The organism is Roseibium suaedae, from assembly GCF_900142725.1.
In the GTDB taxonomy this organism is placed as follows: domain Bacteria; phylum Pseudomonadota; class Alphaproteobacteria; order Rhizobiales; family Stappiaceae; genus Roseibium; species Roseibium suaedae.
In genome coordinates, this window is sequence record NZ_FRBW01000002.1 from 1,134,461 (window position 1) to 1,159,662 (window position 25,202).

Here is a 25,202-nt window from a genome sequence, read left to right on the forward strand (position 1 = left end):
GAACGGATAGACCCTTGAAGAAACTAGATGTCATCACAATTGGCCGATCCTCCGTGGATCTCTACGGCGCGCAGATCGGCGGGCGCCTGGAGGATATGGCCTCCTTCAACAAGTATATTGGCGGTTCGCCCACCAACATGGCAGCAGGCACGGCGCGGCTCGGCCTGAAAAGCGGCTTGATCACCCGTGTCGGCGACGAGCACATGGGCAGGTTCATCCGTGAGCAGCTTGTGCGTGAAGGCGTGGATGTCACCGGCGTGAAGACGGATCCGGAGCGGCTGACGGCTCTGGTGCTGCTCGGCATCCGCGATGAACATCAGTTTCCCTTGATCTTCTACCGCGAAAACTGTGCTGACATGGCGCTGTGTGAAGATGACATCGACCCTGACTTCATCGCCTCGGCGCGCGCCGTTGTGGCAACCGGAACGCATCTGTCCAATCCCCGCACGGAAGCTGCTGTCCTGAAGGCACTGCGTCTTGCCAGGGAAACCGGCGGCCGCACCGCACTCGACATCGACTACCGCCCGAACCTCTGGGGCCTGTCCGGCCATGGCGACGGTGAAAACCGCTTCATCGAATCTGCCCAGGTCACCGAAAAGCTGCAGTCGACCCTGCATCTCTTCGACCTCATCGTCGGCACGGAAGAAGAGTTCCATATCGCTGGCGGCTCGACCAACACCATCGAGGCACTGCGCAATGTCCGCAAGGTCTCCAAGGCAACGCTCGTCTGCAAGCGTGGAGCCATGGGCGCTGCCGCCTTTACCGGCGATGTTCCAGACACTCTGGACGAAGGCCTGTCCGGGCCGGGATTCCCGATCGAAGTGTTCAACGTGCTGGGCGCTGGCGACGGTTTCATGTCCGGCCTCCTGACCGGCTGGATGACCGACTGCGATTGGGTTACCAGTCTGACCTATGCCAATGCCTGTGGCGCCTTTGCTGTCAGCCGCCATGGCTGCACCCCCGCCTATCCGAGCTGGGAAGAGCTGCAATTCTTCCTCAAGCGCGGTGTGAAGACCCCTGCCCTGCGCAAGGACGGCGAACTGGAACAGATCCATTGGGCAACCAACCGGGATCTGGACTGGCCGGAAATGCGGGTCTTTGCCTTCGACCATCGCATTCAGCTCGAAGAGATGGCAGATGCGGCCGGCGTTTCCCATGACAAGATCGGCGAGTTCAAGGGCCTATGCCTGAAGGCCGCCCGCGATGTGGCCGGCGGCAGGTCTGGCTACGGCATTCTTTGCGACAGCCGTCTTGGCCGGGAAGCTCTCTATGAGGCTGCCGGGACTGGGCTCTGGATTGGTCACCCGGTCGAATGGCCGGCTTCCCGTCCGCTGACCCTTGAGCCGGAACTTGGACCCGACTTCGGCGGCCTGTCCGAATGGCCGGTCGAGCACGTGGTCAAGGTGCTGTGTTTCTACCATCCGGACGACACGGACGAGATGAAGGCAGACCAGGAAGACACGCTCATCCGTCTTTTCTCTGCCGCCCGCCGCAACCGTCTGGAAGTGCTTCTGGAAGTCATCCCGTCCAAGGTTGGCCCAGTGGATGACGAGACCACCGCGAAGGTGATCCAGCGCATGTATGACATCGGTCTCTACCCGGACTGGTGGAAGCTGGAGCCAATGACGACGGAGAAAGCCTGGGCACTGGCCTGCGACGCTATCACCCGCAACGATCCCAATACCCGTGGTATCGTGGTCCTCGGCCTCGACGCACCGGAAGAGGCTCTCGCCGCCAGCTTTGCAGAAGCTGCCCGTTTCGATCTCGTGAAAGGATTTGCGGTTGGCCGTACGATCTTTGCCGATGCTGCCCGCAAGTGGCTCGCCGGAAACATGACCAGCGAAGACGCCATCTCTGACATGACCGCCCGCTTCACCAGACTGTGCCGCATTTGGGATGACGCCCGGATGAAGCGGCACAACCAAAACTGATTTCGAGGAATACGCGTAATGAGCACGATCCGTCTCACCGCCGCGCAAGCAATGATCCGCTACCTATCGGCCCAAATGACCGAAGACGGCGAGCGTTTCATCGACGGTGTCTGGGCCATCTTTGGCCATGGCAATGTCGCAGGCCTCGGAGAAGCGCTGGAAAAGGCTGGCAATGCCATGCCGACCTGGCGCGGTCAGAACGAACAGACGATGGCGCACACCGCCATCGCCTATGCAAAGGCCAAGAAGCGCACCCGCGCCATGGCTGTCTGCTCTTCCATCGGGCCGGGCGCGACCAACATGGTCACCGCCGCAGCCCTCGCTCATGTGAACCGGCTGCCGATCCTGCTGATCCCCGGCGACGTGTTTGCCAACCGCCGCCCGGATCCGGTTCTCCAGCAGGTAGAAGACTTCGATGACGGCACGGTCTCTGCCAATGACTGCTTCCGCGCTGTCAGCCGCTATTTCGACCGGATCAGCCGCCCGGAACATCTGCTCACGGCTCTGCCGCGCGCCTTCCGCGTCATGACCGATCCGGCAAACTGCGGCCCGGTCACCCTGGCCTTCTGTCAGGACACCCAGGCCGAAGCCTATGACTATCCGGAAAGCTTCTTCGAGCCGACCGTCTGGCGCATCCGCCGGCCGGCTCCCGACGCCCAGGACCTGAGTGACGTCGTTGCCCTGATCAAGGCAGCCAAGAACCCTGTCATCGTCTGCGGCGGCGGCGTCATCTATTCGCAGGCAGAAGAGACGCTTGGCGATTTCGCAACCCGTCACGGAATTCCGGTCATCGAGACCCAGGCAGGCAAGTCGGCTCTTGCACAGTCTCACCCGATGAACTTCGGCGCCTCTGGCGTGGATGGTGCGGAAAGCGCCAATCGACTGGCAGAGGCCGCAGATCTGGTGATCGGTGTTGGCACCCGCTTCCAGGATTTCACCACCGGATCCTGGACCCTGTTCAATGAACCGGGCCGCAAGCTCGTGTCCATCAACGTTCAGGGCTACGATGCCGGCAAGCACGGCGCCATCGGCCTGATTGCCGACGCCAGGATTGCCCTCGAGAAGCTGTCCGAGGCACTCGGCAACCATAAGGCAAGCGCCTTTGATCCTCAGTCCCGCCTGAACTGGCTGGCCAAGGTCGATGCGCATTGCAGCGCCCGCACGAACACTCCGGAAGGCTATCTGCCGCTTGATGCGGAAGTCATCGGCGCCGTTCAGCGCACTTCGACCGACAAGACCATCGCCATGTGCGCCGCAGGCACCATGCCGGGTGCGCTCAAGCTCCTGTGGCAAGCGCCGCAAGCCGGCTACCACATGGAATATGGCTATTCCTGCATGGGCTATGAGATTGCAGGTGCCATGGGCATCAAGCTCGCTCTGCCTCAGCGCGATGTGGTCTGCTTCGTCGGCGACGGGTCCTACATGATGGCCAACTCGGAGCTGGCAACCGCTGTCATGCGCCGCGTGCCCTTCACCGTGGTGCTGACAGACAACCGCGGCTACGGCTGCATCAACCGGCTGCAGATGGGCACCGGCGGCGAGCAGTTCAACAATCTCTACAAGGACTGCAACGTCGAACAGCAGCCTGACATCGACTTCGTCGCCCACGCGGCCTCGATGGGTGCCCATTCGGTGAAGGCAAAGGATATTGCCGATCTGGAAGCCCAGATCCTGGCGGCCCGTGACCGCGCGATCCCGACTGTGATCGTCATCGACACGGACCCGATGCATGGTCCGGGCGAGAACGGTGGCGGCCACTGGTGGGATGTCGCCGTGCCGGAAGTGGGCACGACCGAAAAGCTCAAGGAGGCCCGGTCCTCCTATGTGGAGAACATGACCCGCCAGAACCTGGTGAACTGATCTCTCTCCTCAAGACAATTTGCCCGGGAGGACAACCTTCCGGGCACTTGAACGCGGGCACGCCCCGCAAATGACAAAATCCGGGTCAATCCCGGCAAGTGGTTCGATCCCCTCTCCTTCGTTCAGGAACCTTCGAAATGATCCTCTACGGCACCAACCCGATTGCTTGGGCAAACGACGACGACCAGACCCTCGGTGCTCATATCCCGACTGAACAGATCCTCAAGGAAGCCTCCGAAATCGGCTTCGACGGCATCGAAAACGGCCACCGCTGGCCGGATGAGCCCGAAGCCCTGAAGCAGCTTCTGGGCAGCTACGGCCTGAAGTTCATTTCCGGCTGGTACTCGCTCAACCTGCTGGCCCAGTCCGTGGAAGCGGAGAAGAAGGCCATCCAGCCCCATCTCGACAAACTGAAGCACAACAGCTGCAAGGTTTGCATCGTCTGCGAGACCTCGAACACCATTCAGGGTTCCCAGACTGATCTGTCCCAGAGCCCGGTTCTCAGCGCAGATGAAATGAAAGCCTTTGGTGCAAAGGTCGAGGAACTGGCTGCCTTCTGCGCAAACCAGGGTATCCACCTCGTCTACCACCACCACATGGGCACCGTGGTCGAGACCCCGGAAGAAATCGACGCCTTCATGGCCGCCACCGGTCCGGCCACCAAGCTGCTGTTTGACGCTGGCCATTGCTACTTCGGCGGCAAGGGCATTGATCCGGCACCGATCCTGAAGAAATACGTCGACCGCGTCCGTCACTTCCACGCCAAGAACGTGCGTCCGGCAGTGATGTACGAAGTCCGCGAAAAGGGCCTGTCCTTCATGGATGGCGTTCGCGCCGGTGTCTTCACCGTGCCGGGTGACGAGGAAGGCGGCGTCGATTTCGCACCGCTGATCCAGATCCTGAAGGATTCCGCCTATGAAGGCTGGATTGTCATCGAAGCCGAGCAGGATCCGGAAGTCCGTAACCCCTTCCAGTATCAGAGCCTTGGCCTGAAGACCCTGAAGACACTCGCAAAAGAGGCAGACCTGAAATGAGCGATCTCCTCCGCAAGCCTGCCGGCACCGCCGGCAAGGTTCATGACATCACCATCGAAAGCGCCAAGGGGCCAAAGTCCCCGGACTGGGGCTATGTCGGCTTCGGCCTCTTCCGGCTGAAGGCTGGCGAGACCGTGTCCGAGACCACCGGCGATCTCGAAGTCATCCTTGTCATGGTCGAAGGCAAAGCCGAGATTTCCGCAGCAGGCGAGAAATTCGGCGAGCAGGGCGAGCGGATGAACGTGTTCGAGCAGCTCGCTCCCCACAGCGTCTATGTCCCCTCCGGCAGCGACTGGTCGGCCAAGGCCACCACGGACTGCACCATCGGCGTGTGCACAGCCCCCGGCAACGGTGGCCACAAGGCCCGAGTCCTGCCCAAGCCCGAAAAGGTGGTACGCGGCAAGGGCGCGAACACCCGCTACATCTTCCCGATTGCCATGGAAGAATCCGATGTTGCGGACAGCCTGCTGGTGACGGAAGTCTTCACCCCTGCCGGGAACTGGTCCTCCTATCCGCCGCACCGGCATGACGAGGACAATTTCCCGGACATGACCTATCTGGAAGAGACCTACTATCACCGTCTCAACCCGGATCAGGGCTACGGCCACCAGCGGGTCTTCACGGAAGATGGTACCCTTGACGAGACCGTCTCCGTCTCCAGCCACGACGTGGTTCTGGTCCCCAAGGGCCACCACCCCTGCGGCGCGCCCTATGGCTACGAGATGTACTATCTCAACGTGATGGCCGGCCCGATGCGCAAGTGGCGTTTCAAGAACCATCCGGACCACGACTGGATCGCCAAGCGCGACGCCTGATCAACGGCCACCGGATACGAGAAGCCCGCGCCCCCTCCCGCGCGGGCTTCTTGCTTTTTGGCCAGCTTGAAATTCAGACCCTAAATCGGCTGCGCCACTTCCTTCACCGTTTCCATGGCCACGAATGTAGAAGTGGCGGAGACGTGGGGGAGTGACGAGATCTTCTCGCCAAGCACCCGGCGGTAGTCGGCAATATCCCGCGTGCGCACTTTCAGAAGATAATCATAGCCGCCTGCAATCATGTGGCATTCCTCGACTTCCGGAATGCGCGAAACGGCCTGATTGAAGGCCTGCAGGGCGGGCTCGCGCGTGTCCATCATCCTGACTTCCACAAAGGCGATATGGGCAACACCCAGCCGCACCGGTGAGATCATCGCCCGATAGCCGGTGATGACACCCAGTTGCTCCAGACGCCGCACCCGCGCAAGAACCGGCGTTTTCGACAGCCCGACCTCTTCTGCCAATTGCGTCATCGAAATACGGGCATCGGCCGCAAGCACCTTCAGGATCGAAACGTCGATCTTGTCGAGGTCCGCCATTCCATTTGGATCGTCAATGCCATCATCTTTGGTTTTTTCGACCATAAGATCTCATCCTTCAGACGAAATGAATTCCCGAACAGCAGTATCATAGGCGAACTTCCATCGGAGAATAAAAATGCTCGCCGCCCATCCCACGCTTGATCGCATTGATGCCCTGAAGCTTCAGGACGAGACCGCCCTTTTGCGGGCCTTGAGCGCCGAAGCAAATCTGAGTGCGCAGGAGCGCGCCGCGATCGTGCAGGCTGCCGCTGCGCTGGTGTCCAAGATCCGGGCTGACGGCGAGCTGGGTCTGATGGAAGTGTTCCTGGCAGAATACGGCCTGTCCACCGAGGAAGGCATTGCGCTGATGTGTCTGGCCGAAGCGCTGCTGCGCGTGCCGGATGATGCCACCATTGACGATCTGATCGAAGACAAGATCGTCCCTCATGACTGGGATGCACACCGGGGCCACTCCACCTCGCCGCTGGTCAACACTTCCACCATAGGCCTTGCCCTGACCGGCAAGGTGCTGAGCGACAAGAAGCCGGGCCTGACCGGGATCGTGCGCGGCGCCGTGAAGCGTCTTGGCGAGCCGGTCATCCGTGCCGCAGTTGCCCAGGGCATGCGCGAAATGGGACGCCAGTTCGTTCTGGGCGAAACCATCCGCAAGGCCATGGACCGGGCGGAAAAGAAGGAAGCCAAGGGCTTCACCTATTCCTATGACATGCTGGGCGAAGCCGCGATGACCGCCAAGGCCGCCGCCCATTATCACAAGAGCTATGCCGACACGATCGATGCCCTTGCCAGCGCCTGCACCAAGCCGGACATGCGCGACAATCCGGGCGTGTCCGTGAAGCTCTCTGCCCTGCATCCCCGTTATGAAACTGCAAAGGAAGCGCGCGTTCTGGCCGAGCTGGTTCCCGCGCTCAAGGCGCTGGCCCTCAAGGCAAAAGCCGCCAATATGAACCTGGCCATCGATGCGGAGGAAGCGGACCGGCTGGTCCTCTCCCTGCAAGTGATCGAGAAGGTTCTGGAAGATGAAGCCCTTGCCGGCTGGGACGGGTTCGGCATCGTGGTCCAGGCCTACAGCCGCCGGGCCGGCCCGGTTCTCGACTGGCTTCATGACCTGGCAAAGCGGCTCAACCGCCGCATCACCATCCGCCTGGTCAAGGGCGCCTACTGGGATGCGGAGATCAAGCATGCCCAGGTCGTTGGCCTGCCGAGCTTCCCGGTCTTCACCCGCAAGGTCTCGTCCGACGTAAGCTACATCGCCAATGCCCGCAAGCTGCTCGGCATGACAGATCACGTCTATCCGCAGTTCGCCACCCACAACGCCCACACGATGGCTGCTGTTCTGGAAATGGCATCGTCCCTTTCCAAGGACGCCTTTGAGTTCCAGCGCCTGCACGGCATGGGCGAAAAGCTGCATGACATCGTGAAGCAGGAAAACGGCACCCGCTGCCGGATCTATGCGCCTGTTGGCGCACACCGGGATCTGCTGGCCTATCTGGTCCGCCGCCTGCTCGAGAACGGCGCGAATTCGTCCTTCGTCAACCAGATCGTCGACAAGAGTATCGCTCCGGAAGACGTCGTCTCCTGCCCCTTCGCCGCTCTTGAAGCGGTCGGCTATACGCCGGGCAAGAGCGTCACGCCGGGCCCGGACATCTTCTCGCCGTCCCGCGGCAACAGCTCTGGCCACGACATCTCCAGCCGGGGTGTATTGACCGCCATCGAGGCTGCCCGCAACACGGACGTTCCGCTCAACGCAACATCGCTGCTGGCAGCTCACCTGAGCGCTGGGGAGAGTGTTCCCGCCGTGAACCCGGCAACAGGCGAAGCCTTCGGCACGGTCAGCAATGCCTCAGCCGAAGACGTCGAGCAGGCTCTTTCTGCGGCCCGCAGCTGGAGCGCGCCGGTCGAAACCCGGGCAGCTGTCCTCAACCGCGCGGCCGACCTTTACGAAGCCAACACCGGTGCCTTTTTCAATCTACTTGCGAGAGAAGCCGGCAAGACCCTGTCGGATGCGGTCGGCGAAGTGCGCGAAGCTGTCGACTTCCTGCGCTACTATGCAGATCAGGCGGCCAAGCATTCAGAAAACCCGAAAGGCGTCTTCACCTGCATCAGCCCCTGGAACTTCCCGCTGGCAATCTTCTCCGGCCAGATCGCGGCAGCCCTTGCAACGGGCAACGGTGTGCTGGCCAAGCCTGCGGAACAGACCCCGCTGATCGCCGCCCTCGCCGTGAAGCTTCTGCATGAAGCCGGTGTGCCCCGCGACGCGCTTCAGCTTGTTCTGGGCAAGGGCTCTGTCGTCGGCGCAGCTCTCACCTCAGATGCACGGGTGTCCGGTGTCGCCTTTACCGGCTCCACCCAGACCGCCCTCAACATCCGCAAGGCCATGGCTGGCGGCATGGCCCCAGACGCGCCACTGATCGCAGAGACGGGCGGCCTGAACGCCATGATCATCGACAGCACGGCCCTGCCCGAACAGGCGGCCCGCGATGTCTGCGCCTCGGCCTTCCAGTCCGCTGGCCAGCGTTGCTCTGCCCTGCGCTGTCTCTATGTCCAGGAAGACATTGCCGATGACTTCATCGCAATGCTCCAGGGCGTCATGGATGAATATCTGCTCGGCAATCCCTGGGAGCTGACCACGGACATCGGGCCGGTCATCGACAAGGCAGCCAAGGCCACCATCGATCAGCATGTCGAAACCGCCCGCAAGGAAGGCCGCCTCATCAAGCAGCTGGACGCGCCGGAAACCGGTCACTTTGTCGGCCCGGCCCTGATCCGCGTCTCCGGCATCAAGGACCTTCAGCGCGAGATCTTCGGGCCGGTCCTGCATGTCGCCACATTCCGGGCGGAAGACCTGGACAAGGTCATCTCCGATATCAACGAAACGGGCTATGGCCTGACCTTCGGCCTGCACAGCCGCATCACCAAGCGCGTGAAGGACGTCAGCCAGGCGATCCATGCCGGCAACATCTATGTGAACCGCAATCAGATCGGCGCAGTGGTCGGCTCCCAGCCCTTCGGCGGCGAAGGTCTTTCGGGCACGGGTCCCAAGGCTGGCGGCCCGAACTATCTGCCGCGGTTCAAGAACCGCGCGGCACCTGGCACCTATGCGGCAAGCCTTGATGGCGTGACCAGCTCAACGGTAAAGGGACTTGAAAAGCTTCTGAAGTCCGCCCCCCCAGCAAAGGAAGGCCCGTCCGTCGGGATGCCGGGACCGACCGGCGAGAGCAACATCCTGACCCGCCATCCGCGGGAGCCCGTGCTGTGCCTGGGTCCAGGCGCAGATATTGCGGCAGAACAGGTGCGCCGTGTGCAGGAACTGGGCGGAACCGCCATTGCCCACCCCTTGCCGGTCGATCCGGCCGTTCTGGCAGAGGCAAACGGCTTCTCCGGTGTGATGTGGTGGGGCGATGCGCAGACGGCACGCAGCTTTGCGCAGGCACTGGCCAGCCGCAATGGCCCGATCCTGCCACTGATCGGCGGTCTGCCGGATGTCGGGCACGTGGCCCACGAGCGGCATGTCTGTATCGACACCACAGCTGCAGGGGGCAATGCCGCCCTGCTGGTGCAATCGGCACAACTTGCAGGGAAATCATAAGAACTGTCCTGACGGAAATCCTGACAAAATCCAAAAGGGGAAAATGGATGCTGGAGACCGCCACGAAACAAGAAAAAGCCCAAAAACGGGGCCCGTCATCTGCAAAGGGTCATGTGGATGTTCTGGCCTTCGGCTGCTGCGATCTTGCCACTGCCATATTGGCAGGGCTGGAAAGACAGAACCCGCAGGCAAGCCTTGCGGCTGTAGATCCGCAGATCGACAGGATCCGGGAAACCTTGCCAAAGCGCTCCCGGATCCGGCTGCTCTGCCGGTCGGACCGGGCAAGGACGCTGAAGCCGGGCATTCTTTTGCTTGCTGGCAAGCCAACGTTGCTCGACCAGCCCTGCCCTGCGCTTCTGGAGCTGGCAAGAGACGCGATCGTTGTCTCCATCCTTCCGGGCGTCTCTCTTGAGCTGCTCCGGGAAAGGCTGGAAACGGACAAGGTTGCCCGGGTCACGCCCAATCTGCCGGTTATGGTCGGAGAGGGCATGTCCATCGGGCATTGCGGAGCCTCTTCGCTGACGCAAGCCGAGCTGAAGGCCGTGGCCGGACTGATGGCCAGCGTCGGTCAGTTCAACTGGCTGGAAAGCGAAAGCCACTTCGACCTCGCCTCCGCCGTGTCCGGCGATGGTCCGGGCTTTGTCTTCTCCCTCGCAGAGCAGATGATCATGACGCTCTATACCGAGGGCATGCCATTGAGCCTTGCCGAGAGCCTTGTTCAGCAGACCCTGTTCGGCGCTTCCGCGATGCTGCGTCAGGACCCGCGCAGTCCGGCAGCTTTGAAACAGGAAGCATCACTGACCGGGACCAGCCGGACCATCCTGGAACATCATGACGCCCTGCCCCGGCTGATCCCGGAGGCCATTTCGGAAGCCCATCAGCGCTTCCAGGGATCTGCCCGGCCCTTACAGGCCTGAGGAGACAGCCTGAAAGGCCCCGGTCTATGTGCGCAACCGGGACCTTTCAGATCACTTGTAGATAAGCGACGGCAGCCAGAGGGTCAGCTCCGGCACAAAGGTCAGCAGCAGCAGCACCGAGATCAGAGGGATCAGAAAAGGTGCCGTTGCCACCACGCAGCGCTCGAACGGCACCGCCGAGACCTTTGACAGGACATAAAGCACCATCCCGACAGGCGGCGTCAGCAGTCCAATCATCAGGTTGAGGATCAGGATGATGCCGAAATGCACCGGATCCACGCCCACCGACAAGGCCACCGGCAAGAGCACCGGCGTCAGGATGGTGATGGCGGCAATCGTCTCCATGAAACAGCCGATCACAAGAACGATCAGCATCATCAGGAGCAGGATGGCCGTCTTGTTTTCCGTCAGATCCAAAAGGCCGGAGGCGAAGACTTCCGCGACCTGATTGGCTGTCAGGATCCAGGCAAAGATCGTCGAGGTGGCAACGATCATCATTACCGAGGCTGTCGTCTCGACCGTGTCCATGGACACTCTGAGCACCCGTCGCCAATCAAGGGTCCGGTAGACGAACAACCCCAGGAACAGCGCATAGGCGACCGCGGCAATGGCCGATTCCGTCGGCGTGAAGATGCCGAACAGAATACCGCCCACGATGATGACCGGTGTCAGAAGCGGCAGGAGAGCAGCCCAGAGCGTGCGGAAAAAGACATCAAAGCGGAAACGGTCATCGCGCGGATATTTCCGGATCCGCGAGTAATAGGCGACCATGATCATCAGCGAGAAGGCCATCAACAGGCCCGGGATCAGCCCCGCTGCAAACAGGCGGCCGATAGACGTGTCAGCGATGACGCCATAGACCACCAGAGGCAGGGATGGCGGAATGATCGGTCCGATCGTGGAAGACGCAGCCGTAATGCCGACGGAAAAGTCCGTGTCATATCCGGCTTCCCGCATGGCCTTGATCTCGATGTTTCCGAGACCACCCGCATCCGCCACAGCCGCGCCGGACATACCGGCGAAGATGACACTGGCCCCGACATTCACATGGCCAAGCCCGCCATGCATCCAGCCGACGGCCGCACGGGAAAAGGTGAAGATCTTGGTGGTGATGCCGGACGTGTTCATCAGGTGTCCGGCCATGATGAAGAAGGGCACGGCGATCAGGGGAAAGCTGTCGATGCCGCCAACCATGCGGTGCAGCACCACCATGCTGGGAACCCCTTCGATCAGGGTATAGGTCAGCGACGCCACGCCGAGAGCGACGGCGACCGGAGCCCCGGCGATCAGCAGCGCAAAGAGAATGATGAAGAGAAGCGCAAGAGCCATGAGGGGTCCGCTCAGTCAGAGATCTCGGAAAGGGCCTGTTTTTCGATCTGTCTCACCAGATCCTCCGGCCGCTGCCGGATCTTTCTGACCAGCCAGATGGCCGAGTAGAGAGCCATGAAGGCCAGGGCGATGGCGGCGGCATAGAACAGCAGGTTCTTCGGCAGCTCGATCGAAGCCATCTTGGTGCGGGTCTTCTGGCCGAGCAGCACTGCCTGATAGGCCATGAAGCCCCAGAACAGCATCGACACGGCTTCCATCGCCACGGCCGTCAGCTTGGCAATCCGGAGCGGCAGGTAGCGGTAGAAGAACTCCAGAAAAATATGCTGGCCCTTGCGCGATACGGACACCGCCCCGAAGAAGGCAACGACCACCATCACGTAACGGGCGAGTTCTTCGGTCCAGGCCAGACTGTCATTCAGCACATAGCGGGTGAAGAATTGCAGGAAGACGATCACGGTCAGAGCCCAGATGGCAATCAGTCCGGGAACATCCGTCACACGGAAGTCGGAGACATCAGCGGCCTGGCCGGCCTCATCCGTCATCAGGTCCGGGTGCGCCGCCGGCGCACCCTCCCCATTTCGTTGGTTGATCATGAAAACAGCTCCGTGTCCTGCCCTCAAAGGGCGCCGAGACGCTCGAACTGCTCCATGGTGTAGGGCACACCGTCACCGGTCAGGTATGGCAGGACCGCATCCTGGAACGGCTTGCGATCAACCTCATTGACCGTAACGCCCTGTTCACGGAACCAGGCAACCAGATCGTCTTCCTGCTTGCGGATCTCATCGGAAATGACCATCGCGGTCTTGTCCATGACTTCACGGACAATCGCAGCGTCCGCTTCCCCGATCCGGTTCAGCGCATCATCGGATGCGATAATCAGCAGGGAGTTCAGCAGGTGGCCAGTCAGGTTGATGTTGGACTGAACCTCATAGAACTTCTTGAACTTGATGGTCGGCAGCGGATTTTCCTGGGCATCCACAACACCCTGCTGAAGCGCCAGATAGACCTCAGAGAAAGCCATCGGCGTCGGATTGGCGTCTACTGCCTTCGGGAACATGAGCATCAGCGGTGAATCCGGCACGCGGATCTTCAGGCCCTTCATGTCCTCAGGTTTCAGGATCGGTTTGTTGGACGTGACGTGACGCATGCCGTAATAGAGCAGGCTCAGCACCTGATTGCCGGTGGCATCGTGATAGCCCTCAGACAATTCCTTGAACAGATCCGACGTCCGATAGGTCTTCCAGTGGTCATAGCCACGCATGATGAAGGGATAGTCGGAAATCGCAATCGGACCGTAGTAGCGTTCCACGAAGCTCGGGCCGGTGTAGATGATGTCCACGGCGCCAATGCCGAGGCCCTCGTTGATCTCCACTTCCTTGCCAAGGGACGAGGCCGGGAACACCTTGATGTCTACGCGGCCTTCCGTGCGCTCCTTGATTTCGGCAGCGGCCACAAGCGCCTGCTGATGATAGGTCGAGCCGTCTTCATAGACATGGGCCCATTTCAATTCTTCGGCAGAATAACCAGTGGATGCACCAGACAAAAGAATGCACCCGGCAGCAAGGGCTGCCTTGAACGACTTGATCATAGAAATCCTCCTCTAGAAAACCAGTCTCCCTCTGGTTTTTGCGGGCCCCGCTCTTTTCAGAACGGACAACCGCGCTATTAACTGGTATGCAAGATAAGCTGCGAAATCAAGCTCGCAGATATGACGCAGGGCAGCAATAAGTATGACGTCGGACGTCCCCTTAACCGAAACTCCCGAAGATCAGGCCTCTCCGCGCCCTCGAAAACGGCGGATCCGTGCGCCAAACACCGGTCCCAGCGGTCCGGCCCACTGGCTTGTGCGGTCTGGCAGTTCGATCGGCGAAAGGCTCTATCAAAAGATACGGACGTCCATCGTGGAGCTGGACCTCCTGCCGGGAACCCCCATTTCCGAAAATGCCATCGCGCATCTTGAAGGCGTCAGCCGCACACCCGTGCGGGAGGCAATCCTGCGCCTTGCGGAAGAGCAGCTGGTGGAAGTCGTTCCCCAGTCAGGATCCTATGTCGGCCGCATTCCGGTCTCCGCCCTGCCGGAAGCCATGCTGTCGAGACGGGCGCTTGAAATCATGCTGGTCAGGACGGCCACCTCCAGAGCCACACCCCAGGACTGGCAATTGTTGGATGCCCACCTCGCGCTGCAGGCAGACGTCGCCAGTTCCGAGGACGTCTCGAGGTTTCATCACCTTGATGACGAATTCCACGAGCTGATCGGACACATTGCGGGACTTCCAAGAGTTTGGGAGCATGTGCAGGAGATCAAGGTGCAGATGGACCGGTTCCGCCGGCTCACCTTCGCACAGGCCGGCCGTATGGGGCTGGTCGTGCGCGAACATTCGGCGATAGTCGAGGAGATCAAGGCGGGAAACCTGAACAAGGCGGCCAGTGAAATGGCGACTCACCTGACCGGCCTGCGCAGCTATATCGCCATGGGCGTTGCGCAGAACCCGCAATATTTCATCATCGACATCGACCCGGACAATCTTCCAGATAGCGCTGCCTGAGAAGCCGATCTTCTCAGGCAGACGCCCGGGCCCCGCCCTGTGCCCCATGGGCACTGCGGCTGGCCAGATCTTCCGAGACCGCCATCATCAGCGGACCGACACCCTTGGAATCGTCCGCAACAATGGTCTCGGTGATGTAATAGGCGGGCGAGCCGTCCCGGTAGGTGCCGGAAAAGCCGCCGAGGCCGGCCACATGGCAGATCTGCTGCAGGCCGGTTTCGCCATTTTCACCGGTCTTCAGGGCAGAGGTGATCACTGCCGCTAGAGCTTTCCGGCCTTCCGCCTCGCCCTTGGCCCAGAGCCCCGCTGTTCCCGCGCGCAGGAATGCATAGGCGAACATCGCGGATGCTGAGCTCTCGGAGTAATTGCCCGGAAGATCCGGCTGGTCGATCACCTGAAGCCAAAGACCGTCCCCGGCCTTCAACGTCAAAAGCTTCTCGAACAAATCGCGGCTGCGTGCCTCGAGGCCTTTGGCCCGGAACACTTCCGAACCGGTCAGCGCGGCAACATCGGAAAGGGCCATGGCAAGCCAGCCCAGCGCCCGGCCCCAGCAGGCGGCAGAGTGACCGGTCACCGGATCCGCCCAAGCCTGCTTGCGGGCCTCGTCATACCCGTGAACATAGAGCCCATCGCCACGTCCGGTCAGTTCCAGCGCCCGGACGAGTTGATCGAGCGCGTCATTCACCAGCGCACCGGAACCAGTCCTCTGGCCATATTCGATCTGGAAGGGCAGCCCCATATAGAGCCCGTCCAGCCAGACCTGGCTTGGATAGATCCGCTTGTGCCAGAAATTGCCCGACTGCGTGCGCGGATGGGTCTGGAGCTGTCCGATCAGGCGGTCAGCGGCGGCCATGTAGCGCGGATCGCCGCTCACATCAGCGAGATAGAACAGACACCGGCCTGACATCACATTGTCGATATTATATTCGGCCGGATCATAACCACGCAGAGTTCCGTCAGCCGCAATCTGGGCATTGGCCAGACGCAGCAGATGATCCAGGAACCGCTGGTCACCGGTTGCCTTGTGCAGCAGGGCAAGCCCGCGATAGATCAACCCATCTTCGTAGCACCAGCTGCCGCCCTTGTAGGGCTGGTAGCGCTCTGCATAGCGGTCGAAAAACTCAAGCGGGTTCATGACGACACTCCCTCGCATATCTCAAGCTGAGGGCCGGAGCCCGTTGTTTCACAAATCAGTTCCGCATTCTCGATGACCAGAGGCATATGGCGCATGGAACGGACGCCGTCGGCCATGACCGGAACGCCGGCCTGCCCATCGGGCGCATAGGTCACGGACATGTCCCTCACCCGGATCCCCGTGATCGGTGCTTCCGGCAGGCCCAGGAACGCCCCCGCTGCAACGCTGACATTCTTCAGCCGGACGTCTTCGACCAAGATGTCCCGGATTTCGGGTGTGGTGACATCGACCAGAGCAGGCGCCCGGTCCTGAACCCAGGCATCGTGACCGTCCGGGTCGCAGAAATAGAATGCATTGGCGGTCAGCGCGGCATGAACACCGTCCATATCGACCCGCCGGAAGGTGACACCACTGACCGTGCCGCCCCGTCCCCGCCTTGTCTTGATGCGCAGGCCCCGGTCGGTGTCGACCATTTCGCAGTCCTCGACCAGCACATCATGAATGCCGCCGCTCATCTCGCTGCCCAGAACGACACCGCCATGACCGCGCTCCATGAGACAATGGCGCACCGTAACGCCGCGTGTCGGTGCAAGGTGACAGATCTGGGAGGCGGTGCGCTTGCCGGACTTGATTGCGATGCAATCGTCCCCGACCGAGAACCGGACGCCTTCGATCAGCACATCCGTGCAGCTCTCCGGATCAAGGCCATCCGTGTTGGGGCTGTCCGGTGGATTGGAAATATGAAGTCCGGCAGCAATCAGGCGGTTGCAGCCTTGCGGATGAACGGTCCAGGAGGGGGAGTTGCAGATCGTCACTCCGAGCAGAAGCACCTCCTCACAGCCGATCAGATGCATCAGCCGTGGCCGCCTTGCGCCCTCACGAGTTTCCTTGGGCCAGGTCCACCAATCCCCCCGGTCACCGCCGCCGTCGATGACACCCTGTCCGGTGATCGAAAGCGCCTGCGCACCGACCGCATTCACGACACCCGCATAGCAGCGGGCAGGCAGGCCCTCCCAGGAGCCGAGCATCTTGCCATCGTCATCCTGAGCCTCGAGAACCGGCCAGCCTCCCCGCTCGCCAATTGCAGCAAGAACCGCCCCGTCTTCCAGATAAAGGGTCATGGCCGACTTGAGCTGAACAGGTCCGGTCTTCCACGTACCACGGGGAACGATCAGCGTTCCGCCATGAAGAACAGCGGCAATCGCGCGGGCAAAGGCTTCACGGTTATCTTCCGCATCTTCCGAGGCACCGAATTGATCAAGTCTGACCGCTCCGGCGCAAGGTTCGGTGCGGAACTCGAGCAGTTCCCCTTCCGCCTCGAACCGGTAGCGTGTTCCAGGTTCCAGATCATGCAGACAGACCATGACCGTGCGGGTCTCGCCAAGCTGCACGTTCCCACGCTGCGAGGACAGGCGCCAGTTCACCTGCCGGGGCAAATGATACCTGGCATCAGGCAAGGCAAGAACGATGGCCGCAGATCGGGAGCCGGCGGCGCAGAGGCGGAGGAATGTCTGGGGCATGAAACTTTTATCGGATCTCTGGCAAGACGAACCGCTCATATGAGGCCAGCCGCCCCGAGGCGGCTGGCGGATTTCAGATGTCAGTTCAGTTCGGACAGGGTGTCGTTTGCATCCTCGATGATGCGCTCGGCCGCCTCATCCGCACTGATCGCGCCATAGGCGAACTCTTCCATCGTGTCCTTGAAGATGTCGCGGATCTGCGGATGCTCGTTGTAGGGCGACATGCTCGGACCTTCGCTGGCCATGACAATCTCGTTCGCCTTCAGCAGGATCGGGTTGACCTGGCCGGCTTCCGACAGCAGCGTGGCAGCCGCCTTGGAGGCGGGCAGGCCACGGGTCGCTCCAAGGGCCGTGATACCCTCGGGTTCGTTCATCAGGCAGTTGACGATCTGGGCAGCAGCTTCCTTGTTCTTCGAGTTCTTGGAAATCGAAAACAGCATGGACGGCTTGCGGTAGACGCCTTCGGTTACGGCACCGTCGACCTTCAGGATCTTGACCGGTTCGAGCACGCCGCCGCTGGCCTTCAGCGGATCGGAATATTTAAAATAGGTGGAGTCCCATTCATAGGAACCGCCGACCTCTCCGTTCGCCCAGCGCGGGTCTTCATGGAGCATGATGTTGCCGTCGGAGGCCGCTTCCTTCCAGCTCGGCACCACATGGGCATCGACCAGGGACTGATAGAAATTGATTGCCAGGACGAGTTGATCCTTGGTCCAGGACACCTTGCCGGTTTCCGGATCGACAAGATCCTTGCCGGAGAGCTGGGTCGCGATCTGGCTGATCAGCAGGACGGCATTTTCCTGGCTGGACTGGAACGGATAATAGTCAGCCCCGAGCTTTTCCTCGAACACCTTGCCCGCAGCAATCAGCTCGGCAAAGCTGGTCGGCACCGGAATGCCGGCTTTCTCGAATGTGGTCTTGTTGAACATGTAGACCCGGCCAGTTGTGGAGACAGGCAGACCGTTCAGCTTGCCCTCGACCGTCGCGCTCTCGAGCTGCTCCTTGGTCCAGTTGTCCAGCTTGATCGTGCCGGACAGCTCATTCAGATCGGCAAAGCCTTCGCCATGCGGCGAGAACAGCGGCAGCCAGGGCCAGTTCACCTGCATGATATCGGCCTCTGTGCCGCCAGCGATCTGGGTCGTCAGCTTCTCAAGGTGCCCCTTGAAGCCGGTGAACTCCGGGTTGATCGTGTGGCCATATTTGGCGCCGCAGGCCTTCAATGCCTCCTGGGTGGCGGTGTGACGGCTGTCTCCACCCCACCAGGACATGCGCAGGTCAGCGGCCTGCGCGGCGGCAGAGGTCACCACAAGAGCGGCAACCGCGGCACTCAGGAAAAGCGAGTTCTTCATCTTCCATTCCTCCCAATAGAACTTTCAGGCGCTTCACGCCGCCAGCCGGGACAGCGATATGTTTTCACCACTTGCCGTATCGAAAACGTGAATCGACGCTGCGTTAGGACGTAGCCGCAGCTGGCCGGACGACCGGTCCAGCGCCTCGTATTCCGCAGCGCCAACAACAGCGACGACCCGGACGCCGCCCAGATCCACATGCAGATAGACCTCATGGCCCATGAATTCGACGTGAGAGATCCGGCCATTCAGGCCGCTATCCGTATCACCACGGACCACCTCGAAATGCTGTGGGCGAACACCAACTGTCGCATCAGACGCAGACCCCAGGGTCAGCCGGGCCCCGAGTTCACGGCCAAGGGCCACGGCCTGTCCATCGATGCGGAAGACGGGATCGCTCACATCTTCCAGGCGGCCCTGCATCAGGTTCATTTCCGGAGATCCGATGAACCCGGCAACGAAGAGATTTGCCGGCCGGTTATAGAGCGCCTTCGGATCAGCGACCTGCATGATCCGGCCTTCTTTCATCACACAGATCCGGTCGCCCATGGTCATGGCCTCGGTCTGGTCATGGGTCACATAGACCACGGTGGCCGGCTTGCCTTCCTGCTTCAGGCGCCGGTGCAAATCGATGATCCGGACCCGCATGGAAGCCCGCAGCTTGGCATCCAGATTGGAGAGAGGTTCGTCGAACAGGAAGACTTCCGGCTTCTTGATCAAGGCCCGGCCAAGCGCCACACGCTGGGCCTGGCCGCCGGACAATTGTTTCGGCAGCCGGTCGAGCAGTTCCTCGATCTCGAGGATCCGCGCGACTTCCTGGGTTGCCGCTTCCCGCTCCGCCTTTGGCATGTTCTGGATCCTGAGACCGAAGGACAGGTTCGAACGCACCTTCATATGCGGATAGAGCGCATAATTCTGGAACACCATGGCAATGCCACGCTTGCCAGGGGCCAGGTCGTTGACGACCCGGTCGCCGATCCGCACTTCACCGCCAGAGATGGTTTCAAGTCCGGCGATCATGCGCAGGGTGGTGGACTTGGCGCAGCCGGACGGTCCGACCAGCACCATGAACTCGCCCTCCTCGACATCCAGGTTGATGCCATGCACCGCTTTGAACTGGTTGCCGTAGACTTTTTCGAGATTTCTGAGTTGCAAGCGCGCCATGGTTATCCCTTCACCCCACCGGTGGAGATGCCTTCAATGAAGTATTTCTGTGCCAGGAAGAACACGATCAGTGCCGGGGCCAGTGCCAGGACGGACATGGCCAGGATACGGTTCCACTCAAAGGCTTCCGTTGTGTCGATCGACAGTTTCAGCGCCAGGCTGACCGGATATTTGTCAACCGAGGAGATGTAGATCAGCGGCCCCAGGAAGTCGTTCATGGTCCACATGAACTGGAACAGGCAGACCGAGATCAGCGCCGGGGCCAGCATGGGCACGACAATGAACAGCAGCGTCTGGAAGCTGTTGGCGCCATCGACACGGGCTGCCTCTTCCATGTCACGCGGGATGGCCCGGAGAAACTGCACCAGCATGAAAACGAAGAACGCGTCACCGGCCAGGGCAGAGGGCACCCACAGGGGCATGAAGCTGTCCAGCCAACCAAGATCCCGGAACAGGAGATACTGAGGAATGCGGGTGACCACATTTGGCAGCAGAAGCGTCGCGATCAGTGAGGCAAACAGGATCTTCTTGCCCGGAAAGTCGAACCGGGCAAATCCGTAAGCCACAGCCGTGCAGGAGATCGCGGTCCCGAGCGTCTTCGGAAAGATGATCAGGAACGTATTCCAGAAGAAATGGGCGAAGGTATAGGGCGTGGACGTCTGCCAGCCCTTCACATAGCCATCGAAGGTCGGGCTATCCGGAATGAAGCCCGGGTTCGCGAAGATCTCCGAATTGGTCTTCAGGGATGCCCCGATCAGCCAGATCAGCGGATAGAGCATCACGAAACCGACTGCGGTCAGCAACGCATAGCGTATGATAGCCGAAATCCGTTCGTTGCGCAGCTGCCGTGCGGCCATGGCCCGGGACGCTGCCAGCATTTCCTGCGTATCGTCGTCTCTGAACAGGGGATCAGAGGGAGTTGTCCGTGCATCCATTGGATCAGCTCCTCTTGTCGCCAGCGTAATAGACCCACTTCCGGGAAGACCAGAAGGCGATAACTGTCAGAACCATGATGATTGCAAAGAGCACCCAGGCGAGCGCCGAGGCATAGCCCATGTCGAAGCGCTTGAAGGCCTCGTCATAGATGTAGAGCGGCAGCAGATAGGTGGACTTGAGCGGACCACCCTGGGTGATGATGTAGGGGCCGTTGAACTCCTGGAACGCCTGAACCATCTGCATGATCAGGTTGAAGAAGATCACCGGCGTGATCAGCGGCAGGGTGATGAAGAAGAACGTCCGCACCTTGCCCGCACCGTCGATCGCTGCCGCTTCATAGAGCGACTTGTCGATGGACTGGAGCGCCGCCAGGAAGATCACCATCGCGGAACCGAACTGCCACATGCGCAGAAGCGTGATGGTGAAGAGGGCGTTGGCCGGATCGCCGAACCAGTTGACCGCCTCGAAGCCAAGCGAGGTCAGGAACATGTTCACCAGACCAGCATCGGCAAAGATATAGCGCCAAAGGACCGCAATCGCGATCGATCCGCCCAGGATCGAGGGCACATAATAGGCGGTGCGGAAGAAATTGATGAAGGCCAGCCGGTAGTTCAGGATGTAGGCAATGAACAGGGCAAAGGCCAGCTTCAACGGCACCGTCGTGAAGACATAGATCAGCGTGACCCACAGCGACTTCTTGAAGGTCCGGTCGCGGGTGAACATGTCGATGTAATTGTCGAGCCCCGCCCACTTCGGCGCGCTGATCAGGTTGTAATCGGTGAAGCTCAGATAGAGCGATGCGATGAAGGGGATGGCCGTGAAGGCGAACAGCCCGATCAAGTATGGCGCCAGATAGGCAAGCCCGAGAAACCGGTTATTGCCCATGGCACGCCTCCCGGCCGCAGCACAAAGCGCAGGCCTGCGTATCAAGTTCGATTTCGTGCATTATTTGGCTGTTGCAACAGGCGATCAGACTTTCAGACACAAGGCCCGAAAGGCAACGCCGGCCGCCTCCTCCCGTTGACAGCTAGGGTATTCGCTCTCGTCTTGCCCTGTTTATGACCTTGAATTACCCTTCATGAAATTGACATTTCCGGACAAAAAGATGGACGAAATCGAAGGTAGCATTCTTGCCGAAATTCCGCCGCAGGCGCTCTCGCTCACCCTGACGCGGTCAACCATCCCCATGCAGCATTCGCCCTCCTGGTACATCGACAAGACCAATGTGGTGGAGGATCTGATCATCGGGCTGGAGGGGGAAGGCCGGTATCTGATCGAGGGGGAAGAGATTTCAATCGCTCCCGGCGATGCGCTGCTCATTCCCCGCGGTGTCCGCTTCCGTGGCTGGAATCCGGGCACGGAAACCTATCTCGGCATCGCCCAGCATTTCACCTTGAAGATCTTCAACCAGCACGACTTCACCGACCAGATGAAGCTGCACCGGAAAGTCCATCTGTCCAAGTGGCCCCTGCTGGAGCCGCTCGCCCGCCACTACCGGCAATCCGCTCCGGCGAGCTCGACCACGCTGGCCCAGCACCACATGTTCATGTTCCTGCTGACCAGCTTCATCGATGATGCCTTCATCGCCTGGCAGCATCAGGAAGAGGGACTAATGGCAACCGGCGATTCCCTTGCGCTGGCAATCATGTTTGCCGCGACTCAGATCAGCGCCGATCCCCTCAATCCTGACATTGCCGACAGGGTGGTCGAGGCAGCGCCCTATAATCCGGATTACTTTCACCGGGAGTTCCGCAAGCGCATCGGCTCCACGCCCCGCAAGTTCCAGGAATTCAAGCGCATGGAGCGGGCAATGCATTTCCTCGGCTCAGGCCATAGCGTCGGCCAATCCGCTGCCCAGGTTGGCTATCAGGACGTCTATTATTTCTCGCGCATGTTCAAACGCCACATCGGCACCAGTCCGCGCGGCTATGTCCAGAACCTGCAACAACACCGCGACGGTGCCTTTCCCAAGGGCGAGGAAGATGGCCTGATTCACTACCCTCAGCGTCAGGCGCAGCCTGCTTAAGGCTCGGACCCATAAGCAAGATCCCTCAGCAGGGCGGCAAGCTGTTCCCCGGCTTCCGCCAGCGTGCCCGCATTTTCGATCCGGGTCACATTCTGCCCGGCGACCGGCACGACAGTTCGATTGAGCCGTGCCTCGACAGCGGCCGCACTTTCCCGCCCCCGCGAAGCGAGACGCTGGGCGCGGATCTCTGCAGGTGCCGTGATCTCGACGATCTGAAGGCGGTCAAAGATTTTCCGGGCGGCCTCAAGCATCTTCCGGGACAGATTGGCCGTGACGACCTTTCCCGCCGCAAGATCGCCGAGAATTGACGCGGGCAGGCCATAGCGCAGGCCATGGGCTTCCCAGGTCATCGCGAACCGGCCCTGCGCTTCCTGCCGTTCAAACTCGTCAAGTGACAGGCTGTCATGATCCTCCAGCTCCGCATGAGCCGTCCGTGTGACAGTCCGGCGGGTGAAGACAAACCGGGGATCTGTGTCCAGTTCCTTGCGGGCATAGGCAATCAGACTGTCCTTGCCGACACCGCTGGAGCCGACGACCGCGAAGAAGACACCGGACGTGCCATTGAGAGAAAAGCCGGCCTCGCTCACGATACCCGCTGCCCCTCCCGCCAGACAGACCGGACAAGAGGCACGTCCCCCTCGAGATGAACCCGCACCACATCGCCCCGGCGGCCGACCTCGATCGCCCCGCGGTCCGTCAGGCCAACAGCTTCCGCCGGTGACTTCGTGACCATGTTGATGGCCTGGTTCACGGAGAGACCTTCAATGCTCTCGGTCAGCTGGAAGGCTGCCTGCAACAGGCTGAAGGGAATGTAATCGGACGACAGGATGTCAAGAACACCTTCAGCCGCAAGATCCCGCGCCGAGACATTGCCCGAGTGAGACCCGCCCCGCACCACATTGGGCGCCCCCATCAGCACCTTCATCCCAGCATCATGGGAGGCTCTGGCCGCCTCCAGCGTTGTCGGGAATTCGGCCACCAGCGTGTTGAACCCAATCGCTTCACTCACATGTTCAAGGGTCGCATCGTCATGGCTTGCCAGAACGATGCCACGTTCCTTGCAAAGCGCAGCAATCGCCTTGCGGTTCATGTCCGACCATTGCGCAGCCTGGGCTTGGCGCTTGGAAGCATAGATGTTGAACTCTTCATCGGACATGCCGGTCTTGCCCTGATAGTAGAGCTTGTAGGCGGCAAGGCTGACGAATTGGCGCTGCCCCGGCGTATGATCCATCAAAGACGCCAGACGGAACCGCGGATCGGTCTCGAACAGGCGCACGCCTGACATAATGTCACCACCCGAGACTTCGCACCGCAGGTGAATGAAGTGATCAGCCCTGAGCCGTCCGCGGGACTGGCCCTCCTCGATCGCATCCGCCAGCAGCCGCATGTCCGCTGCCGTGATCCTGGCATCTTCATCCATGCCGACCCGCAAGGCGTCGAACACAGTCGTGATGCCGGAGGCAGTGATCTGGGCATCATGAGCCTGAACGGCTGCAAGCGGATTCCACCTCACGCCCGGGCGCGGTGCATAATGAACCTCGAGATGATCCGTGTGCAGTTCCACCAGACCCGGGATCAACCAGTCTCCGTCACAGTCCACCCCATCCACCTCGGTGCTGCCGGCTGTGATGTCGGCAATCAAGCCATCGCGCACCAGAAGCGCGCCGTGGATCACGGTATCAGGCAGGACCAGGCGGGCATTCTTGAAGACGATGTCTTTTGACCGCTCAGGCATGTGTTTCCTCGATTTCGGCAGGGATCAAGAGAGGACGGGATTGAACCTGGAACGGCGCCCCCGGTTCCGGCTCGGAAAAAACCGCCAGGGCATCCACCTCAAGCGGCTTGCCGATGAACGCGGCAAAACGGGACTTGAGCACCACTTCCACCTCATCCAGCTGATCGGCCGGCACTGATCCGGTGAGGGTCATGTGAAAGCGGAATTCTTCAAAGACGTAAGGATAACCCCATTCGCACATAAGGGCATCCTGGCGCGGGGAAAGGGCCGACTTGCGCCGCCGTTCGAGATCCTTTTCCGTCAAGGGAGCACGGAAGGGTTCGAAATGGCGGACCACATTGGCCGCAAATTCAGTGAGGGCAGCACAAGGCATTGCTGGAACGAGCGCGAAGAACGACCCGAGCCGCCCCAGTGCCAGCTCCGGCACACGAAAGCCCCGATGCTCCGCACAAAAAGCCTGAACTTCCCTCTCCAGCCCCGCCAGATCATAGCCTTCTGCCAAGGCAAAGGGCGCCTTCAGCGTGCCATGAAATCCGTAACGCCGGGGAGCGGCCACGAGATCATCTGCGGCAGAAGAAGGTGACCGGATCTCCTCTCCGTTGAACGGATTGCGCCCCAGCCAATCGGCAGCGGCAAGGGTTAAATCAGAATCGGCAGAGGGCGTAAAATAAAGGGCGGCGCGCATGAAATCCGGTCTTCGGCAGGTGAGTTTGCCCGAGGGTGCATGGAGAATGCGACGCGGGCACGACGAATGGCAGGCACCTGAAAGATAGCCGC

General features: G+C 60.7%; 21 protein-coding genes. 8 read left to right on the forward strand and 13 right to left on the reverse strand.

All coding sequences use genetic code 11. The annotated features are described in order from the left end of the window. Positions 1–14: 14 nt before the first annotated feature. From BUA94_RS12185 to iolB, 4 genes are all read left to right on the forward strand, one after another. On the forward strand, positions 15–1,931 hold the full coding sequence (locus tag BUA94_RS12185; RefSeq protein ID WP_073013377.1) for a bifunctional 5-dehydro-2-deoxygluconokinase/5-dehydro-2-deoxyphosphogluconate aldolase: 1,917 nt from the start codon (positions 15–17) through the stop codon (positions 1,929–1,931). A gap of 18 nt (positions 1,932–1,949) precedes the next feature. Then, positions 1,950–3,791 carry a 3D-(3,5/4)-trihydroxycyclohexane-1,2-dione acylhydrolase (decyclizing) gene (gene iolD / locus BUA94_RS12190; RefSeq protein WP_073013379.1) on the forward strand — a complete coding sequence of 614 codons (1,842 nt, stop codon included), beginning with the start codon at positions 1,950–1,952 and terminating at the stop codon, positions 3,789–3,791. A gap of 137 nt (positions 3,792–3,928) precedes the next feature. Then, on the forward strand, positions 3,929–4,825 hold the full coding sequence (iolE, locus tag BUA94_RS12195) for a myo-inosose-2 dehydratase (protein WP_073013381.1): 897 nt from the start codon (positions 3,929–3,931) through the stop codon (positions 4,823–4,825). Beyond that, positions 4,822–5,640, forward strand: a complete 819-nt coding sequence (gene iolB / locus BUA94_RS12200) for a 5-deoxy-glucuronate isomerase (protein WP_073013383.1) — start codon at positions 4,822–4,824, stop codon at positions 5,638–5,640. The genes iolE and iolB overlap by 4 nt, the downstream gene beginning before the upstream one ends. A gap of 80 nt (positions 5,641–5,720) precedes the next feature. Here iolB and BUA94_RS12205 read toward each other — a convergent pair whose 3' ends face one another. Continuing rightward, positions 5,721–6,224 carry an Lrp/AsnC family transcriptional regulator gene (locus BUA94_RS12205; protein ID WP_408011929.1) on the reverse strand — a complete coding sequence of 168 codons (504 nt, stop codon included), beginning with the start codon at positions 6,222–6,224 and terminating at the stop codon, positions 5,721–5,723. Positions 6,225–6,297: 73 nt separating this feature from the next. Here BUA94_RS12205 and putA point away from each other — a divergent pair, with 73 nt between their 5' ends. Together putA and BUA94_RS12215 are read left to right on the forward strand one after the other, a co-directional pair. Then, positions 6,298–9,768 (forward strand): bifunctional proline dehydrogenase/L-glutamate gamma-semialdehyde dehydrogenase PutA, encoded by a 3,471-nt coding sequence (putA, locus tag BUA94_RS12210; RefSeq protein WP_073013385.1) that lies wholly within the window; start codon positions 6,298–6,300, stop codon positions 9,766–9,768. 47 nt (positions 9,769–9,815) lie between these two features. Further along, complete coding sequence (locus BUA94_RS12215) at positions 9,816–10,685, forward strand: pyrroline-5-carboxylate reductase family protein (RefSeq protein WP_073013387.1); 870 nt, start codon at positions 9,816–9,818, stop codon at positions 10,683–10,685. Between the two features lie 51 nt (positions 10,686–10,736). On the opposite strand, the gene BUA94_RS12220 is transcribed toward BUA94_RS12215, so the two are convergent. From BUA94_RS12220 to BUA94_RS12230, 3 genes are read right to left on the reverse strand one after another with little or no spacing between them, the layout of a single operon-like run. Further along, complete coding sequence (locus BUA94_RS12220; RefSeq protein WP_073013389.1) at positions 10,737–12,014, reverse strand: TRAP transporter large permease; 1,278 nt, start codon at positions 12,012–12,014, stop codon at positions 10,737–10,739. Between the two features lie 11 nt (positions 12,015–12,025). Beyond that, complete coding sequence (locus tag BUA94_RS12225) at positions 12,026–12,607, reverse strand: TRAP transporter small permease (RefSeq protein ID WP_073013391.1); 582 nt, start codon at positions 12,605–12,607, stop codon at positions 12,026–12,028. Positions 12,608–12,630: 23 nt separating this feature from the next. Beyond that, the gene (locus BUA94_RS12230) at positions 12,631–13,602 is read right to left on the reverse strand and encodes a sialic acid TRAP transporter substrate-binding protein SiaP (protein ID WP_073013393.1); all 972 of its coding nucleotides are present in this window, start codon (positions 13,600–13,602) and stop codon (positions 12,631–12,633) included. 142 nt (positions 13,603–13,744) lie between these two features. Between BUA94_RS12230 and BUA94_RS12235 the strand changes: the two genes are divergently transcribed. Beyond that, complete coding sequence (locus BUA94_RS12235; protein WP_084081968.1) at positions 13,745–14,560, forward strand: GntR family transcriptional regulator; 816 nt, start codon at positions 13,745–13,747, stop codon at positions 14,558–14,560. 13 nt (positions 14,561–14,573) lie between these two features. On the opposite strand, the gene BUA94_RS12240 is transcribed toward BUA94_RS12235, so the two are convergent. The 6 genes from BUA94_RS12240 to BUA94_RS12265 all read right to left on the reverse strand — a co-directional run bounded on the left by BUA94_RS12240 (position 14,574) and on the right by BUA94_RS12265 (position 21,549). Next, on the reverse strand, positions 14,574–15,695 hold the full coding sequence (locus BUA94_RS12240) for a glycoside hydrolase family 88/105 protein (protein ID WP_073013398.1): 1,122 nt from the start codon (positions 15,693–15,695) through the stop codon (positions 14,574–14,576). After that, complete coding sequence (gene pglA / locus BUA94_RS12245) at positions 15,692–17,215, reverse strand: polygalacturonase PglA (RefSeq protein WP_073013400.1); 1,524 nt, start codon at positions 17,213–17,215, stop codon at positions 15,692–15,694. The genes BUA94_RS12240 and pglA overlap by 4 nt, the downstream gene beginning before the upstream one ends. A gap of 80 nt (positions 17,216–17,295) precedes the next feature. Further along, positions 17,296–18,564, reverse strand: a complete 1,269-nt coding sequence (locus BUA94_RS12250; RefSeq protein WP_073013402.1) for an ABC transporter substrate-binding protein — start codon at positions 18,562–18,564, stop codon at positions 17,296–17,298. Between the two features lie 33 nt (positions 18,565–18,597). Then, positions 18,598–19,728, reverse strand: coding sequence for an ABC transporter ATP-binding protein (locus BUA94_RS12255; RefSeq protein ID WP_073013404.1), 1,131 nt, complete (start codon positions 19,726–19,728; stop codon positions 18,598–18,600). Positions 19,729–19,730: 2 nt separating this feature from the next. Next, positions 19,731–20,606 (reverse strand): carbohydrate ABC transporter permease, encoded by an 876-nt coding sequence (locus BUA94_RS12260; RefSeq protein WP_073013865.1) that lies wholly within the window; start codon positions 20,604–20,606, stop codon positions 19,731–19,733. 61 nt (positions 20,607–20,667) lie between these two features. Then, a complete protein-coding gene (locus tag BUA94_RS12265) occupies positions 20,668–21,549 on the reverse strand; it encodes a carbohydrate ABC transporter permease (protein WP_073013406.1) in 882 nt (293 codons plus the stop codon). A gap of 220 nt (positions 21,550–21,769) precedes the next feature. Here BUA94_RS12265 and BUA94_RS12270 point away from each other — a divergent pair, with 220 nt between their 5' ends. Next, complete coding sequence (locus BUA94_RS12270) at positions 21,770–22,690, forward strand: AraC family transcriptional regulator (protein ID WP_073013408.1); 921 nt, start codon at positions 21,770–21,772, stop codon at positions 22,688–22,690. Here BUA94_RS12270 and phnN read toward each other — a convergent pair. The 3 genes from phnN to BUA94_RS12285 are packed head-to-tail and all read right to left on the reverse strand — an operon-like array spanning position 22,687 to position 25,110. Continuing rightward, positions 22,687–23,277 carry a phosphonate metabolism protein/1,5-bisphosphokinase (PRPP-forming) PhnN gene (phnN, locus tag BUA94_RS12275; protein WP_235860547.1) on the reverse strand — a complete coding sequence of 197 codons (591 nt, stop codon included), beginning with the start codon at positions 23,275–23,277 and terminating at the stop codon, positions 22,687–22,689. The two genes, BUA94_RS12270 and phnN, sit on opposite strands and share 4 nt — an antisense overlap. Continuing rightward, positions 23,274–24,425 (reverse strand): alpha-D-ribose 1-methylphosphonate 5-triphosphate diphosphatase, encoded by a 1,152-nt coding sequence (locus tag BUA94_RS12280; RefSeq protein ID WP_073013416.1) that lies wholly within the window; start codon positions 24,423–24,425, stop codon positions 23,274–23,276. Before BUA94_RS12280 ends, phnN begins: the two co-directional genes overlap by 4 nt. Then, positions 24,418–25,110, reverse strand: coding sequence for a DUF1045 domain-containing protein (locus BUA94_RS12285; RefSeq protein ID WP_073013418.1), 693 nt, complete (start codon positions 25,108–25,110; stop codon positions 24,418–24,420). The genes BUA94_RS12280 and BUA94_RS12285 overlap by 8 nt, the downstream gene beginning before the upstream one ends. Positions 25,111–25,202: the final 92 nt, after the last annotated feature.